Annotated in this window: 15 protein-coding genes; 14 read left to right on the top strand and 1 reads right to left on the bottom strand. The window is 30.9% G+C overall.

The window, feature by feature from the left end:
• The first annotated feature begins 16 nt into the window (after positions 1–16).
• Positions 17–343 carry a hypothetical protein gene (locus tag AWN65_RS09450; RefSeq protein WP_060382942.1) on the top strand — a complete coding sequence of 109 codons (327 nt, stop codon included), beginning with the start codon at positions 17–19 and terminating at the stop codon, positions 341–343.
• On the opposite strand, the gene AWN65_RS09445 is transcribed toward AWN65_RS09450, so the two are convergent.
• A complete protein-coding gene (locus AWN65_RS09445) occupies positions 340–4,761 on the bottom strand; it encodes a GEVED domain-containing protein (protein ID WP_060382941.1) in 4,422 nt (1,473 codons plus the stop codon). The genes AWN65_RS09450 and AWN65_RS09445 overlap by 4 nt on opposite strands.
• Positions 4,762–5,070: 309 nt before the next feature.
• On the opposite strand from AWN65_RS09445, the gene AWN65_RS09440 reads away from it, so the two are divergent.
• From AWN65_RS09440 to AWN65_RS09380, 13 genes are all read left to right on the top strand, one after another.
• Positions 5,071–5,994 carry a 1-aminocyclopropane-1-carboxylate deaminase/D-cysteine desulfhydrase gene (locus AWN65_RS09440; RefSeq protein WP_060382940.1) on the top strand — a complete coding sequence of 308 codons (924 nt, stop codon included), beginning with the start codon at positions 5,071–5,073 and terminating at the stop codon, positions 5,992–5,994.
• Positions 5,995–6,135: 141 nt separating this feature from the next.
• Positions 6,136–7,065, top strand: a complete 930-nt coding sequence (locus AWN65_RS09435) for a glucosaminidase domain-containing protein (RefSeq protein ID WP_060382939.1) — start codon at positions 6,136–6,138, stop codon at positions 7,063–7,065.
• Positions 7,066–7,208: 143 nt separating this feature from the next.
• Positions 7,209–8,495, top strand: coding sequence for a glutamate-1-semialdehyde 2,1-aminomutase (gene hemL, locus AWN65_RS09430; protein ID WP_060382938.1), 1,287 nt, complete (start codon positions 7,209–7,211; stop codon positions 8,493–8,495).
• A 157-nt stretch (positions 8,496–8,652) separates the two neighbouring features.
• A complete protein-coding gene (locus tag AWN65_RS09425; protein ID WP_060382937.1) occupies positions 8,653–9,135 on the top strand; it encodes a c-type cytochrome in 483 nt (160 codons plus the stop codon).
• Positions 9,136–9,143: 8 nt separating this feature from the next.
• The gene (gene nosZ, locus AWN65_RS09420) at positions 9,144–11,117 is read left to right on the top strand and encodes a Sec-dependent nitrous-oxide reductase (RefSeq protein ID WP_060382936.1); all 1,974 of its coding nucleotides are present in this window, start codon (positions 9,144–9,146) and stop codon (positions 11,115–11,117) included.
• A gap of 92 nt (positions 11,118–11,209) precedes the next feature.
• A complete protein-coding gene (locus tag AWN65_RS09415; protein WP_060382935.1) occupies positions 11,210–11,788 on the top strand; it encodes a hypothetical protein in 579 nt (192 codons plus the stop codon).
• Positions 11,785–12,216, top strand: coding sequence for a nitrous oxide reductase accessory protein NosL (locus tag AWN65_RS09410; RefSeq protein WP_060382934.1), 432 nt, complete (start codon positions 11,785–11,787; stop codon positions 12,214–12,216). Before AWN65_RS09415 ends, AWN65_RS09410 begins: the two co-directional genes overlap by 4 nt.
• Entirely contained in the window at positions 12,180–13,418 is a 1,239-nt protein-coding gene (locus AWN65_RS09405) for a nitrous oxide reductase family maturation protein NosD (RefSeq protein WP_060382933.1), read from the top strand. Before AWN65_RS09410 ends, AWN65_RS09405 begins: the two co-directional genes overlap by 37 nt.
• Entirely contained in the window at positions 13,415–14,131 is a 717-nt protein-coding gene (locus AWN65_RS09400) for an ABC transporter ATP-binding protein (RefSeq protein WP_060382932.1), read from the top strand. Before AWN65_RS09405 ends, AWN65_RS09400 begins: the two co-directional genes overlap by 4 nt.
• 4 nt (positions 14,132–14,135) lie before the next feature.
• Positions 14,136–14,903 (top strand): ABC transporter permease subunit, encoded by a 768-nt coding sequence (locus AWN65_RS09395; protein ID WP_014166193.1) that lies wholly within the window; start codon positions 14,136–14,138, stop codon positions 14,901–14,903.
• Positions 14,904–14,931: 28 nt separating this feature from the next.
• The gene (locus AWN65_RS09390) at positions 14,932–15,375 is read left to right on the top strand and encodes a CopD family protein (protein WP_060382931.1); all 444 of its coding nucleotides are present in this window, start codon (positions 14,932–14,934) and stop codon (positions 15,373–15,375) included.
• A gap of 196 nt (positions 15,376–15,571) precedes the next feature.
• Positions 15,572–16,066 carry a hypothetical protein gene (locus AWN65_RS09385; protein ID WP_060382930.1) on the top strand — a complete coding sequence of 165 codons (495 nt, stop codon included), beginning with the start codon at positions 15,572–15,574 and terminating at the stop codon, positions 16,064–16,066.
• Entirely contained in the window at positions 16,067–16,876 is an 810-nt protein-coding gene (locus AWN65_RS09380) for a tyrosine-type recombinase/integrase (RefSeq protein ID WP_081078422.1), read from the top strand.
• Positions 16,877–16,939: the final 63 nt, after the last annotated feature.

The raw sequence follows: 16,939 nt of genomic DNA, 5'->3' as shown, positions 1-16,939 counted from the left end.
TATCAAATTTGTATATATGTTTTTTATAGTATCTAAATATTTAACACCTAGAAGATTTCGTGGAATTACTTTTTTTCCATTTGTTTTTATGAGGAAGAAAGAAGATAAAAGAGATCCGTATTTTATGAATCATGAAAGAATTCATCTCCATCAGCAAAAAGAAATGTTGGTTTTGTTGTTTTTTATTTGGTACGGATTAGAATATTTGTTTCGGTTAGTGCAATTTAGAGATAAGCAACAAGCGTATTATAATATATCATTTGAAAGAGAGGCTTATAGAAAAGAGAAAGACCTCAACTATTTAGGGAGGAGGTCTTTTTGGGCATTCTTGAAATATGTTTAGTAAATTACTTTTTTTGTTATTATTGCGCCATTTTCGAGCGTTATTTTTACGAGGATTATATTTTGGGTGTTTTTTAAATGAAGTAAGGATTCTTTTTGGTTGATCTCTTTTGCTTGAAATAAAGTTTTTCCTAAAATATCATAGATTTCAATATTTTTTAAATTGAATAACTCTGATTTAATTTGTAATTCATTAGTTCCGTAAATAACGACACTATTATTGTATTCTTCATTATTGTTAGATAATGTTTCTTTTGTGTATTTAATTATGAAACGTCCTTTAAATATTCCTGTTTCACTATTGAATGAATAAGGACTTACAGTTAAATCATGAATTGTATTTGTTAATAAATCTTCTAGATATATTTTTTGATTAGTAGATTTGAAAAGACCATCTACTTCAGATATAGCAAACTTATATGAGCCATTTGTAGGTACTTGATAGCCAATATTAAATTTGTCGTTTATATCAAATATTCCTTTTCCTTGAATGATATATGCGTCGTTATCTAGTAGCGAAAAAGCCTTTAAAGGTGCTTCATAATCAGTTTTAGCATCAAAAAGAAAATCTTTTTCTGGAGTGGCACCTTCTGCATAACCTATTAGAAAAGTACTACTAGCAGAGTTACTATCTACTAAATCAATCCAAATTCGATTGGGTTGGTTTTCGTTTTTGTTGTCTGTTGTTCTATAAAATTGACTGTTATTATAAGCGTTATTTGAATTGTCAATGCGCATACTATTTTTAAAAATGATATTGTTTGTTAAAGGGTTACCATCTTTCATTTTTATAAGAAATCCTTGTCCCGCAGCTATTTTTCCGTTAAATCCTGTATCTGCTCCTGTACTACTTCCTAGACTAGATCCTAGTTTAGTATAGGTTAAATAATCACTATATGAATAGTTATTAGAAAAATTTTGATAATAAGGAGAAGCATTGTTTTTAGATATAGTTCCTTTATGTGTCCAAATTTGAATTCCTCCTTCTAATAGTGCTTCGTTTTCGGTTAAAAATTTGATAGCATCTATAGCAGAAGGATATGGATTACCAATTAAATTTAAGTTATCATCTAAATTAGTTATATAACGTCCAGTAGTACCTTTATAGCCTGCTCCTATATATGGACCTCTTTTAATAGGTATTGTAATGATGCCATTTCTTGGTGCTCCAGTAAAGGTGGTTGAAAAAGTAGGGTTGTTATTAGCCACTCTAATAATATACCCTTTGCCTGGTTGCATATTTTCAGTTGTGTTAAACCAATTGCCAAAACCAAAACCGTTAGGATTAGGATGGTCTGTTACCCAATGAAAAATTTTACTAGTTGGTGTATCTGGAGAGACACTGGTAATAGGGAAATTGTTTACAGGAGAAGACCAGTATATGTAATCAAATAGTTTTAAGCCAGTAGCCGTTCTGTCCATAGTAAAAGTACCTGAAATAGAATTAGGAGGAGAAGGATTGTCATTTCTTTGAACAAAATTAGCATTGTTGCGAACATTAAAAATTCCTCCTCCTTTTATATCCATCCAGTCTGTAATAATTAAATTATTATTGGCTTGCAATTCTAAATTTCCGTTTGATTTTATAGTTAGGTTTTTTCCATAGCCTGTATATTCAGTACCTCTAATTTTGGCGGTACTAGGTATGATTACACAAGTATTACTGTCAGGAATAATAGCAGGTGCCCAGTTTCCAGCTGTATCCCAACGATCATTTATAGTTCCTTTCCATGTACGAGTACTATTGGTAATTGTAATAGGAATGGTAGATAAACAGCCATTAGGTGTTAATGATTCTACAGATGTTGACCAAGAAGGCAATTCTATAGAAGAACCCTTAGGAGCAAAATAAACAGTTGATGTGTTTTGATTAGTGTAAAGAGTATCACCTACATTATCATTGTTTGTGTCAACATATAATATACCTGATGAATTATTCCATGAATAATTAGGGATAAAAGGTTTTGTTGCGTTTATGTAAACATCATCAATTGCCCAGCCTTCAGCCCAAGTACCTTTGTATTCAAATTTTATAGATAGTTTTTGAACGCCAATAGGTAATGAATAATTAGCAGATACAAAAGAATGTGGTAATCCTTGATCTGAATTATATTGTACTAATTGGGTCCAATGAGAACTATTTGCAGGATCAGGAGAAGCAAGTGTTGAATAATAAACAGTGGCTGTATCTGTATTATCAAAATCAGAGTAATAATGTCTAAAAGTTAAGGTTGCACTAGTACAACCAACCGTTGAAACAGGGCTTTTAGTTGTCATTCTACTGGTCATTGTAAGATTATAATAGTCAGAAGTTGTGAGTGCAAATGTATTATCTGCGTTTCCTGAACTGATAGCAGGTTTGAAAACGGTTGTATTTATGGGAACCGTTGGACTTACATATAGTTTCCAAGTAGCATTAGAAAAGAAATTACTAAGTGTTTGTGTTACGAGAAAATTGGTGTCTGAAATGTCAGATTCAGAAAATGTTTCAGTTAGTAAATTAAATTTAGTTTCTCCAACAGATGCTGTAATTTTTGCTTGTGAATTTTCTCCACAAATAACAGTTGATGAGGCATTTAAATTAATGTCAGTTGTTGATTTTATCTCAGCATTAACAAAAGTATTATAGAAACTTTGACATGTTCCATTATACCCCTTAACGTTGTATGTTTTACTTGTGTTTAATAAAGGAGTGATCCAAGTAGTAGTAGCTTGTCCAGAAACAATGGTACTTGGACTAGTTCCTTCCAGTGTATTTGTTACAGAGTCATACCATCTAAATTCCGTGATATTAGTGGTTCCGTATGCCTGTAAAGTAACAGTTCCTGGACCACAACTACTTCCTGATGTGGCAGCACTAACTTTAGCAACACAATAAGGTAAGATTGTTATCGTGTAATCTTCTGTTTCTCCATGGTCGTGATTTCCACAAGGATCTAAAACATTAGATGAAAAAGTTCTAATTCGGAGAGTATATGTTCCAGCTGGTACTGTGGTAGGGATTGTAAAACCTAATGTGTTTTTTAGCTCCGTGTATATACTACCAGTGGTGTACACCAATTCGTTACTTTCAAAAACGCCATTTTTGTTGTTCCAATCAATCCATATCCTTATAGTCTGACGAAAGGGCTTATCTGGTAGGGTTGCTAATAGGTTTACACCGCCTCCTTGTACCTGTGTAAACAAGTTAATATGTCTGTAATTTCCGTAGCCATTAGGAGAGTAACCTGTATTATTGTTAGCATAAGTTGTTACAGTACCTATAGATTCTAAACTATTTATATATCTAGAATTATTATTAGAAGAAGGAATACAGTATGCAAAACTTGTACTGGTATTTCCTGATAAAGGATTTGTTGTATTGTATCTAGGTCCTCCAGAGCAATTGGTATTATTGTAAGAAAAAATGTAATAATAATACGTTGTATTAGTTGCTAATCCACTATCATTAAAAGACGTATTTGTATCTGTGTCTACGACTACATAATTAGATCCTAATGCTGTAGATCCTATGGTATAAACAGTTCCATTAATTGGATTTGGTCTTATATTAGTACTAGAACGTACTACTAGATAATTATTAGGAGAAGGCTTTGCTTCTATAAAATTTCCAGTTATTGTAGAGCTATCAGACGTTAGAGTTAGCTCTGTGGGCTGAATTGTAGGGGTTGAACAAGGTTGAATTTGAATGGGAGTCCATGTAAAGGTTAAACCATTAGATGGCGCACTTGAACCGTTAGTTGTACATGTATTGATGTTTGTGGTTCCTCTAGTAGTTGTTGAAGCCCAACTAGAATGATTGGTTTTGTTTCTATTGTTAAAATCCGTATTAGTTGCACCTCTTAGTCCCACTTCTACATTTATGTTTTCACTTGTAGTAGTGCCAGTTGGGGAACAAATTCCATACACAATTGAAACAACATTAGTAGTTTCATATAGTTTTATTTGAAAGTCAAAATTTCCATTTCTATTATATCTTTTAGCATCATCCCATTGAATAGTAAAAACTCTATTAGGAGCGGATCCTGTTGTTGAATAAGTGATTGCCTTTGTTCCTGAATCAGCCATATCAACTCCAAGCGCACTTACAGCACCATTATAACCCGTTCCTGATGAAATAGGATTATACAAAGAACCATTAGGTATTGTTGTACCAAATGTAATGAATCCATTGCTACTAACGGTACAATTTGTATAATTAGAATTATTGAAATTAAAAGAGAAACCTATAGGAATATTAGGTACTACGTTTTCGTCCCATCCAGTATTAATAGCTACACTACCTGAGATAGAATTATATACTCCGCTACTTTCTGAAAAGTTGTATGATGATACCTGTCCTTGACTTTCATCTATAAATAGAACTAGAAATAATATAAGAAAAAATAAACCTTTCTTTTTTGTATGAAATTCTTTCATAAATGTTTGTTTTTTTGGAGATATTTGCTTATATTTTAAGCATGTAGATCGTAAAAATAGAATTTGTTAGAGTTATATACAATTTATTTTAAGCAAAAAAAGCCTTTGTCGATTTTTTTCTACAAACAATAAAGTTTTTTTGTTTAATTTTTTTTATTGGAAACTACTACAAACACTAGGTTTTTTTAATGATTTGATTTTTAGATTATGTTTTTACTTTTTTTTAAAAAAATATAAGAATTTTCTTTCTTTGTTAATAAAAAAGAAATTCTAAAATGCTTAATTTATAAAAAAATATACCTTTGTCTAGTGAATAGTTTAATACAAAAAATAGATATTCCTTTACCTCATGAAATCACGCTTTTTATTAAGCGAGAAGATCAAATTCACCCCTTTATTTCAGGAAATAAATATCGAAAGCTTAAGTATAATTTAAAATATTTAGAAAAAAATCATTACGATACATTGGTAACCTTTGGAGGTGCTTTTTCAAATCATATTGCGGCTACTGCTTTTGCTTGTAAAGAAAAAGGGATAAATTGTTTAGGAGTTATTAGAGGAGAAGAACTTTGGAAAGAAATAAGTTATAATGCTACTTTACAATTTGCTCAAAAATGGGGTATGAAATTTGAGTTTGTAACCAGAGAGCAATATCGAGATAAAGAAAATGTAGATTTTAAAGATTTTATAGAATCTAAATACGGAACCTGTTATTGGTTACCAGAAGGAGGAACGAATGAGCTAGCAATTAAAGGATGTACTGAAATTCTTAATGAATCAGATACAGTGTATGATTATATATGTACAGCAGTTGGAACAGGAGGCACTATTTCAGGGATCATTAATAGTGCTCTATCCCATCAGGAAATTTTGGGATTTCCAGCCTTAAAAGGTGATTTTTTAAAGGCTGAGGTGCAATCATGGGTATTAAATAACAAGAAATGGGATATGGTAAATGATTACCATTTCGGAGGTTATGGAAAAGTAACGGAAGAATTGATTTGTTTTTTAAATAAATTTTATGCTAAAACAAAAATACCATTAGACCCCATATATACAGGCAAAATGCTGTTTGGGGTTATAGATATGATTCATAAAGGATGTTTTAAATCAGGAGCAAAAATTTTAACCATTCATACAGGAGGATTACAGGGGATAGAAGGAATGAATCAATTCTTAGATAAAAAAAATAAAACATTAATTGATTATGCTCATAGTTTAAAAAATCAATAATTTTGAACTTTTCTTTTAAAATAATTGTAAAAAGTAAAGAATAACTGAAATTTTGTTTTTAAAAAATATTATAAATAAAAACAAATTTTAAAAGAGTTCGTTTAAGTTATATACTAGAGAAATATAAAATAAAGTTACTTCATGAAAAAAATAACACATTTCTTATTAGTTCTCTTCTTAGTGAGTTGTGGAACTTCTAAACCGAAGATTCAAACAACCAAAAAAACAGCACATTCTACTACCCAAAAAAAAGGAACTCAATCTGAAAAAGAAATTACAAATGATCAAAATCTTCGTAAATCAGAAGAGTTAGTAGCAACCTCACGGGTAAAAGTTACCCCTGAAATAGTCAATGGTTATGTCTTACAATTTAAAGATGTTGCTATGAATAATATGAAAGAACATAAGGTACCCGCTAGTATTATTCTTGCCCAAGGAATTTTAGAGTCAGGTGCGGGTACAGGTACGCTTTGTCGTACTGCCAATAACCATTTTGGAATCAAATGTCATAAGGAATGGACAGGAGAATCTGTGCGTTATGATGACGATGCAGCTCAGGAATGTTTTAGGAAATATGAAAATCCTTCTCATTCTTATCGTGATCATTCCTTGTTTTTAACCTCTCGTTCTTGGTATGCACCATTGTTTAAACTTGATCCTTATGACTATAAAGGATGGGCGTATGGATTAAAAAAGTCTGGGTATGCAACTGATCCTAAATATCCTGAAAAACTTATCTCTATTATTGAACGATATAAACTTCATGAGTATGATTCTAAGGTTTTAGGTTTTGTTTTCATTCCTTTAACAAAAACAGAAGAGACAGTAAAGGAAACAAAAAATGCAATGCCCAAAGAGGTAACTCCTCAAGTGAAAGATACTGTGAAAATTTTAACCAAATCAAATTCTAAAACAGAAATTCCTAATACAGGTACCACCCATATTGTAGCACAAGGAGAAACATTGTATGCTATTTCAAAAAAATACAATACAACAGTAGAACAAATTCGTCAAAAAAACAGTTTGGTAGATAACGCAATAGCTATCGGACAAATATTAATAATTTTTTAGAAGCCTTAAGGCTATTTTTAAACATAGTTTTCGTTATACGCGTGTGGATCATTAAAAATAACATATTAATTCAGAATTGAATATTCAGGCATAATGAGAGTACTCCGTTTCAAGTAAAACTAAACCCAAACATTAGAAAAAAAATGATTTATCAAAGAAGCAGTCAGTTATTTCAGGAAGCGGCAGAAGTTATTCCAGGAGGAGTTAACTCACCTGTACGCGCTTTTAAGTATGTAGGAGGAATCCCTATTTTTGTTAAAGAAGCCAAAGGAGCTTATTTATATGACGAAGATGGTAATCGGTTAATAGATTATATCAACTCTTGGGGACCTATGATTTTAGGTCATGCCTATGAACCCGTAGTAAAAGCCGTAATAGAAAAAGCTCAAAAAGGAACCTCTTTTGGAATGCCTACCGAATTAGAAACACAAATAGCAAAATTAGCGGTTTCTATGGTACCTAATATTGATAAAATTCGATTTGTTAATTCAGGAACAGAAGCCTGTATGAGTGCTATTCGTTTAGCACGTGGGTTCACGAATCGTGATAAAATAATTAAATTTGCAGGATGTTATCACGGACATTCTGATTCGTTTTTAATCCAGGCAGGTAGTGGCGCTATTACTTTTGGTTCACCCAATAGCCCAGGAGTAACAGAAGGAACTGCTAAAGATACCTTATTAGCCAATTATAATGATATTGATAATGTAAAAGCGTTGTTAGAAGCTAATAAAGAACAAATAGCAGCCATTATCATAGAACCTGTTGCAGGAAATATGGGATGTGTACCCCCTAAAGAAGGTTTTTTACAAGCATTAAGAGAGATTTGTGATATTCATGGTACATTATTGATTTTTGATGAAGTAATGACAGGATTTCGTTTAGCAAAAGGAGGAGCGCAAGAATTATTTAATATCAAAGCAGATATCGTTTGTTTTGGTAAAGTAATAGGAGGAGGGTTACCAGTAGGAGCCTTTGCAGCACGAAATGAAATAATGAATCATTTAGCACCATTAGGACCTGTTTATCAAGCAGGAACTTTATCAGGAAACCCCTTAGCAATGGCCGCTGGATTAGCAATGTTACAAGCATTAAATGAAGACCCTGAAATTTTTAATCGCTTAGATCAAAAAACAGCTTATTTAGAAAAAGGAATACATGAAGTATTAACTAAAAATAATATTTTATACACAATTAATCGAGTAGGATCTATGATTTCAGTTCATTTTGATCAAGCAGAGATAATTGATTTTGAAACATCTAAAAAAGGAGATAACCAATATTTTAAAGATTTTTTCCATGGATTAGTAAAAGAAGGCGTTTATATTGCACCATCAGCTTATGAAACATGGTTTATTACTGATGCCTTGACCTATGAAGATTTAGATTATACCATTCATGCTATAGATAAAGTATCAAAAAACTTATAAAAAAAGAAAAGCCCGATAATCTGGACATGCCTCAAAAAGTTAGACACTATTTGGGGCTTTTTTTATAAAAATTCAATTATTCTTTTTATGATTAGGGTCATAAGAAATTAATTATGTTCGTAGGAAATTTGTATAGTAATTATAAATAAGAAAAATTATGAAACGAATTTCATCAATCATTTTAGGTTTAACAATCCTAGTTTCATGTGGAAAAAAAGAGGGAAAAACAGAAGATTTTTCTAAATCAACACAAGAACAAGTAACTAAGCAAGAATCTAATTCAGACGCTTCTTCATACGATCCCAATAGAGGAGAAGGAAAGTTTGATAAAATTGAACTAGGAACTTTAGACCTAGCAAAAGCAACTGAAGGAGAAAAAGTGTCCGCAGTTAAATGTATTTCTTGTCATAAAACGACAGATGAAAAATTAGTAGGACCAGGTTGGAAAGGAGTAACGGAAAGAAGAAAACCAGAATGGATAATGAACTTTATAACCAATCCAGATCCAATGATTGATAAAGACCCTGAACTTCAAGCACAATTAGAAATTTGTCTAGTACGAATGCCTAATCAAGGTCTGACAGATGATGAAGCTAGAAATATTTTAGAATATATGCGAAAAAATGATGGTGTTAAATAATAGAAATCATGTATGAAAATATTTCAAAACTCGGATTGTTAATTTTAGTTATAGGAGGTGTTTTTTCCTGTAAACCTAAAAATTCAGGCGATGCTGTAAGTGGTGATGCTGCTCAGAAGACTTATGTTGCACCAGGTAAATACGATGAGTTCTATAATTTTGTTTCAGGAGGATTTAGTGGACAATTAAGCGTTTACGGATTGCCAAGTGGTCGATTATTTAGAGTAATTCCCGTGTTTTCTGTAGATCCCGAAAAAGGATGGGGATATAGTGAAGAAACAAAGCCAATGCTGAATACTTCCAATGGATTTGTGCCTTGGGATGATTTGCATCATACGGAATTATCTCAAACAAATGGTGAAGTTGATGGACGATGGGTTTTTGGAAATGCTAATAATACGCCTCGTATAGCACGTATTGATCTAAAAACTTTTAAAACAACTGAAATAATTGAATTGCCCAACTCAGGAGGTAATCATTCATCGCCATTTATTACAGAAAATACAGAGTATGTAGTAGCTGGGACACGGTTTAGTGTACCAGCAGATTATTCAAATGGAGATGTTGAAATTAATACTTTTAAGAAAAACTTTAAAGGACATATAAGTTTTGTTAAAGTAGATAAGAAAGGAAAGATGGATTTAGCTTTTCAAATTGTAACACCAGGTGTAAATTTTGACTTATCTCATGCAGGTAAAGGAAAATCTCATGGTTGGTTCTTCTTTTCTTGTTACAATACAGAGCAAGCTAATACACTATTAGAAGTTAATGCTTCTCAAAAAGATAAAGACTTCATAATGGCAGTAAATTGGAAAAAAGCAGAAGAATATTTAAAAACAGGAAAAGCCAAAAAAGAAACTGTAAAATACGCTCATAATAAATGGAATGATAAAACACATTCTGCTACTTCAGAAATTAAAAATGAAGTTATGGTTTTAGATGCAGCAGAACTAAAAGATATTTGTTATATGATCCCTTGTCCTAAGTCACCGCACGGTTGTGATGTAGACCCTTCAGGAGAATACATTGTAGGTTCAGGAAAATTAGCGGCCTTAGTTCCTGTATTTAGTTTTGATAAAATGATAACAGCTATTAATCATAAAAAATTTGAAGGAACATTTGAAGGGATTAACGTAATAAAGTATGAAGAAGCACTGCACGGAGAGGTTCAAAAACCTGGTTTAGGACCTTTGCATACAGAGTTTGATGAAAGAGGCAATGCTTATACAACATTCTTTGTATCATCAGAAGTTGTAAAATGGGATTTAAAAACACTAAAAATACTAGACAGAGTACCAACCTACTATTCTGTTGGTCATCTATGTATTCCTGGAGGAGATACTAAAAAACCTTTTGGTAAATACTTAATAGCTTATAATAAAATTACAAAAGACAGATACCTCCCAACGGGACCTGAATTGGCTCAATCAGCTCAAATTTTTGATATTAGTGGAGACAAAATGCAAATGATCTTAGATTTTCCAACAATAGGAGAGCCTCATTATGCACAAGCAGCACCAGCAGATCTAATCAGAAATAACGGACAATTGAAGTATTATAAAATTGCCGAAAATAAGCATCCTTTTGCAACAAAAGGAGAAAAAGAAGCTAAAGTACTAAGAAAAGGAAAAGTCGTTCATGTATACATGACCTCTATCCGATCCCATTTTGCTCCTGATAATATTGAAGGAATAAAACTAGGAGATGAAGTATATTTTCATGTTACCAATTTAGAACAAGATTGGGACGTTCCGCATGGTTTTGCTATCAAAGGAGCTGATAATGGAGAGTTACTCATTATGCCTGGTGAAACCGCTACCTTACAATGGATCCCTAAGAGAGTAGGTATGTATCCTATGTATTGTACTGATTTTTGCAGTGCTTTACATCAAGAAATGCAAGGTTATGTAAGGGTATCTCCCGCCAATAGTAAAGTACCCATTACTTATAGTGTAGGAACCAATTTACCTAATACAAAATAAAATTACTTATAAGACTGTCTAAGTGTATAGTACTTAGTAATAAAAGCTTATTGTTTAGACAGTCTTTAGTTATTATGCTAATATTTTTCAAAATGAAAAATCAAAGAGTATCATTAGTATCAAAAGGACTTCTAATAATTGTGTCAGGACTTTTTATGGGATCCGTTTTTTTTCCGCTATGGCAAATACAACTAGATGCCCCTCAGTACCCTGAAGGACTGGTTCTAAGATTATATGCTGATAAAATAGGAGGAGATGTTGATATAATCAATGGTTTAAATCATTATATAGGGATGGCAACCCTTCATACAGAAAACTTTTTTGAATTTAGGATCCTTACATTTATAATTGTAGGTTTTGGACTAGTTTCCCTACTACTCCTATTTTTAGATAAAAAAAAATATGTGGGATCTTTTTTAGTGCTATTTTTTTTATTCGTAATTCTATCAGCAATAGATTTTTACCGTTGGAATTACGAGTATGGACATAATCTAGATCCTAATGCTGCAATAAAAGTACCAGGAATGAGCTATCAACCTCCCTTAGTAGGTTATAAACAGTTATTAAACTTTGGAGCCTATTCTATTCCTGATAAAGGAGGCTGGATGCTAATAACTGCTGGAATAATACTGTTTTTTATAATGATTAATGAAAAAAATATACAATCATGAGAGTATTATATAGAATTTTATTGTTTTTCAGTTTTATTTTCTCATTATCGTGTGGCTCTGATAAACCCCAGCCCATAAAACTAAATATAGATTCTTGCGATTTTTGTAAAATGACCATTTCAAATCCTCAATTCTCTTGTCAGATAATTACAGATAAAGGAAGATGTTACAAGTTTGATGATCTCTCCTGTTTGCTTCAATATATTAGGAATACAAAAATAAAAGCAGTATATGTGTCAGATTATTTAAATAAAAACATGATTTCTGCAAACGATGGTTTTTTTGTAAAACATATCAATTTTAAAAGCCCAATGAATGGAAATATTGCTTGTTTCTCAAATTTAAAAGAAAGTAAAAAATATCAATCAAAACTTCATACAGATGTACTAAATTGGAAAGAATTAACTCAAATATACAAATCATATTAATTGCTTTAGCCTTAATTTTTTTTCAGAATTTGCAAGCAAAAACAATCGTCGTTAACTATTCTATTAAAAAAGCTATAGAGCAGAGCGCAGACAATGATACAATTATTGTTCCTAAAAAAACATATCGAGAAGGAAATATCATGATTTCCAAAAAAATTGTTTTGATAGGCAAAGATTTCCCACTAATTGATGGTGAAAATAAATTCGAAATTTTTTCAATAAATGCCGATAATGTTACCATAAAAGGGTTTAAAATAGTTAATTCAGGTTTTGCCGCACTTCAAGATCCTTGTGGAATTAGAGTGTATGACAAAGAAAATGTTGTTATAGAAAACAATATTTTAGATAATAACTTCTTTGGAATTTATATTCAAAATGCAAAAAATTGCCTGATTAAAAATAATAAAATAAAAGCTTATGGTCAGAAAGAACAATTAATAGGGAATGGTATTCATTGTTGGAAAAGCAAAAATTTAAAAATTATAGGCAATACAATAGAAGGACATAGAGACGGTATTTACTTTGAATTTGTAACAAATTCTGTTATTTGGAGAAATAGATCAAATAATAACATTCGTTACGGTTTACACTTTATGTTTTCTCATAATGATGCTTATATAACAAATATGTTTAAAAACAATGGAGCAGGTGTAGCCGTAATGTTTACTAAAAACGTTAAAATGTTTAATAATTATTTCGAAGAAAATTGGGGCAACTCTGCTTACGGGCTATTATTAAAAGAAATATCAGATAGTTATATCTACAATAACAAATTTGTTAGCAATACTTCGGGTATTTACATGGAAGGAACCTCCCGAATTTGGGTAAAAAAAAATCAATTCAAGAACAATGGATGGGGAATGAAAATTCAAGCCAGTTGTATGGATAATATTATAACGGATAATAATTTTATTAAAAACACCTTTGATGTAAGTACGAATGGGAGTTTAGTGATGAATACTTTTACTAAAAATTATTGGGACAAATACGAAGGATACGACATAAATAAAGATGGTTTAGGAGATGTACCTTATCATCCATTAAGTTTATTTGCTGTTTTAACAGAAAGGATACCTTCAGCAATGCTATTATATAGAAGTTTTATGATCATGCTTTTAGATAAATCCGAAAAAGTTTTACCAACCATTACACCCGATAATTTTGTTGATAATCACCCCAAAACAAAACCTTTGCTTTTATGATTGTAATTGATAATTGTAATAAAAAATTCGAAAAATTAAACGTGCTAAAAAACGTGTCGATCACTTTAGAAAGCGGACAATGTGTTGCACTGATAGGGCCTAACGGTTGCGGAAAAACAACTTTAATCAAATCAATATTAGGAATGGTTATTCCTGATTCGGGAGCCATTTTTGTAAAGAACCAATTTATACAAAAAGATTTTTTGTACAGAAATAATATAGGTTATATGCCACAAATAGGACGATATCCAGAAGGACTAACCATTGGCGAAGTTATAGAAATGATAAAAGAACTAAGAAATTCAAAAGACAAATTAGATGAAGAGTTATTGCATTCTTTTGAAGTTCAAAAAATGTTTGATAAACCAATGGGCACATTATCAGGAGGAACTACACAAAAAGTAAGCGCTGTTTTAGCCTTTTTATTCAATCCTGATATTCTGATATTAGATGAGCCAACCGCAGGTCTAGATCCTTTAGCGGCTGAGATCCTAAAAACAAAAATTAATAAAGAAAAAGCAAAAGGAAAACTCATTATGATTACTTCTCACTTATTAAGTGAGTTAGACGACCTAATTACGCATATTATTTTTATGCAAGAAGGAGAAATACAATTCTATAAAACCATTAATGAACTAAAAAGTCAAACAGCTGAGGAAAAAATAAGCAAAGCCATTGCAAAAATTCTAAAACAAAAACTTTTTACAAATTAGAAAGATGAATTCGTTACTAAAAATAATTACAAAAGATATTTACAAGAATAAAATAATAGTAGCCTATACCATTATTTTATCTATTTTAAGTTGGAGTTCTTTTTTATTAGAAGACAATTCGTCAAAAGGAATACTAACCATCCTAAATGTAATTTTATTTACAGTACCTCTTGTTTCTATTTTATTTGCAACAATCTATTTATACAACAGCGCTGAATTTATAGAACTATTGTTAAGTCAACCTATTAAACGAAAAAAAATTTGGTCTAATTTATACCTAGGAGTATCCCTTTCATTAACCACTGCCTTTTTTATAGGAGCAGGAATTCCGTTGCTTATAAATTTTCCTGATAGTATAGGGATACTAATGTTAATTGTGGGGATCTTACTATCTATCATCTTTATTTCTCTAGCTTTTTTAGGTGTTGTTTTTATTCGAGATAAAGCCAAAGGAATTGGTGTTGCAATCATGATATGGTTATACTTTTCTATTTTGTTTGATGGAATAATTCTTTTTTTATTATTTCAATTTTCTGAGTATCCAATAGAAAATGCAATGGTTGGAATTACAATATTTAGCCCAATAGATTTAGCTCGTATTCAAATTTTATTGCACCTAGATGCTTCTGCCATGATGGGCTATACAGGAGCTATTTTTAAAGACTTTTTTGGAACGACATTAGGCGTAATGTTTTCCTTTTTATTCCTTTGTTTGTGGGCTTTTATACCTTTTGTAATTTCTTTAAGAAAATTCAAAAACAAAGATTTATAAGAACCCATTCAATCTAAAATAATACGATATGACACACCATCTTTTATTGATAATCCACCTATTAGCTGCTAGTGTTTGGGTAGGAGGACATCTTATCTTACTCATTAGATATTTGCCAAAAGCCTTAAAAAACAAAGACGTTGAAATTATTAAAAATTTTGAAAAACAGTATGAACCTATAGGACTACCCGCTTTATTGATTTTGGTAGGAACAGGCGTATTAATGGCCTATCAATACAATGTTACACTAACAAGCTGGTTTTCTTTTGAATCGAATATTGAAAGAGTGATATCAATCAAATTATGTTTGCTCATGTTAACTTTAGTTCTAGCCATTCATGCGCGACTATTCATTATTCCTAAGTTAACTTCTAAAACCATTATTTTAATGGCTGTTCACATTTTACTGATAACACTTATTGGTGTAAGTATGTTAATTGTAGGAAGCTTTGTTAGGTTTGGAGGATTATAGGTTGTACTTGTGATAGGAGTACAACCTATAAAACTCAATAAATCCAATTGATATTTAAAACACTTGTAAAATAAGCTTTTAGCATTGATTTAACACTCGGCAAACATAGTTAAATTTAATTAAATTCTATTTAATTTAAAAAATTAGGGGGTATATTTGGGGGTAAAATTTAAGTATAATTCTACTCTTTTAAATTATGGCTTCAATAAACTTTAGACTTAAAAGTAAAAAATCAGATTGGTCAACAATATACGTCAGATTCAAACAAGGCAGTCAATTTGACGCAGAAGCTTCAACAGGACTTGAAACACCCTCTGAACGATGGAGTGAATCAAAGCAAGAAATTTTAAGTACTAAAGAAGTTAACTATACAGCGGTAAATAAAAAACTCAATGAGTTTAAAATTTACCTAAAAAACGAATATGAAGCTACTAAAATAAACGACAAAACCATTGTAATAAATAACAAATGGTTGAAAAGTAAAATTGATGCTTTCTTTAATCGTGAATCAAATAAGGAAGCAGAAAATAATAAGACTTTTTTCACCAATTTTATTTCAACTTTTATTGATGAATCTAAAACATCAAGAAATCGATTAGGGAATGACATAAAGCCAAGAACTATACAGCACTACATAACCACACAAAATAAAATCTTAGCCTTTGAAAAAGAACACAATGTAAAACTTTAAATCTCAGATATAGATTTAGAATTTCATAATAATTTCATAACTTTTTTAGAGAAAAAGCAACAGTTAAACAACAATACTATAGGAGGGTATATAGATGACATTAAGTTGTTTTGTAATACTGCGGAGAGAGAAGGACTTAACACTTCTAACGATATAAAATCTCCAAAATTCTTTTCCCCAACTAACAAAACCAATGATATTTATTTAACGGAAGAGGAAATAAATAAAATATTTACTACAGAATTTGAAGCAGACTTTTTAGATAATGCAAGAGATTGGTTTATCATTGGATTAAGGACTGGTTTACGTATTTCAGATTTTTTAAATTTGTCTAAGGCTAATACAGATAATGACGGTTTTATTAATAAGACAACCCTAAAAACTGATTTTCCTGTTATTATCCCAATACACTCTCAAGTTAAATTAATTTTAGATAAAAGAAACGGGGAATTTCCTAGAAAAATAAGCGACCAAAAATTTAATGACTACATTAAAATCATTGCAGAAAAAGCGGGTTTAACTGAAATGGTGCAAGGAGCTCGAATGGATGAAATAGAAATAATAGAAAACGGTAAAAAGAAAAAAATACACCGTAAAAAAAATGGAAAATATCCTAAATTTGAACTAGTATCAAGCCATATATGTAGGCGAACCTTTGCAACTAATCTTTATGGTAAATTAGATACTTTAACTATTATGAAAATAACAGGGCATAGCACAGAAAAACAGTTCCTGTCTTACATTAAGATAACGCCTAAAGAATATGCAGAGAAATTAAAAGCTTTATGGGAAAAACAAAATAAAATTTAAACCTATAAGTTGATATTATTTCATTTTATTAAGCTTATAAGTTTAAAATATTTTTTTAATTTC

The organism is Flavobacterium covae (genome assembly GCF_001534645.1).
GTDB lineage: Bacteria > Bacteroidota > Bacteroidia > Flavobacteriales > Flavobacteriaceae > Flavobacterium > Flavobacterium covae.
This window is presented reverse-complemented; position numbering and strand designations above follow the sequence as displayed.

What these genes read in the sequence shown, in the direction of transcription:
- AWN65_RS09450 (WP_060382942.1), top strand. Translation starts at nt 17, where the DNA reads ATGTTTTTTATAGTATCTAAATATTTAACACCTAGAAGATTTCGTGGA.
- AWN65_RS09445 (WP_060382941.1), bottom strand. Translation starts at nt 4,761, where the DNA reads ATGAAAGAATTTCATACAAAAAAGAAAGGTTTATTTTTTCTTATATTA.
- AWN65_RS09435 (WP_060382939.1), top strand. Translation starts at nt 6,136, where the DNA reads ATGAAAAAAATAACACATTTCTTATTAGTTCTCTTCTTAGTGAGTTGT.
- hemL (WP_060382938.1), top strand. Translation starts at nt 7,209, where the DNA reads ATGATTTATCAAAGAAGCAGTCAGTTATTTCAGGAAGCGGCAGAAGTT.
- AWN65_RS09425 (WP_060382937.1), top strand. Translation starts at nt 8,653, where the DNA reads ATGAAACGAATTTCATCAATCATTTTAGGTTTAACAATCCTAGTTTCA.
- nosZ (WP_060382936.1), top strand. Translation starts at nt 9,144, where the DNA reads ATGTATGAAAATATTTCAAAACTCGGATTGTTAATTTTAGTTATAGGA.
- AWN65_RS09415 (WP_060382935.1), top strand. Translation starts at nt 11,210, where the DNA reads ATGAAAAATCAAAGAGTATCATTAGTATCAAAAGGACTTCTAATAATT.
- AWN65_RS09410 (WP_060382934.1), top strand. Translation starts at nt 11,785, where the DNA reads ATGAGAGTATTATATAGAATTTTATTGTTTTTCAGTTTTATTTTCTCA.
- AWN65_RS09400 (WP_060382932.1), top strand. Translation starts at nt 13,415, where the DNA reads ATGATTGTAATTGATAATTGTAATAAAAAATTCGAAAAATTAAACGTG.
- AWN65_RS09395 (WP_014166193.1), top strand. Translation starts at nt 14,136, where the DNA reads ATGAATTCGTTACTAAAAATAATTACAAAAGATATTTACAAGAATAAA.
- AWN65_RS09390 (WP_060382931.1), top strand. Translation starts at nt 14,932, where the DNA reads ATGACACACCATCTTTTATTGATAATCCACCTATTAGCTGCTAGTGTT.
- AWN65_RS09385 (WP_060382930.1), top strand. Translation starts at nt 15,572, where the DNA reads ATGGCTTCAATAAACTTTAGACTTAAAAGTAAAAAATCAGATTGGTCA.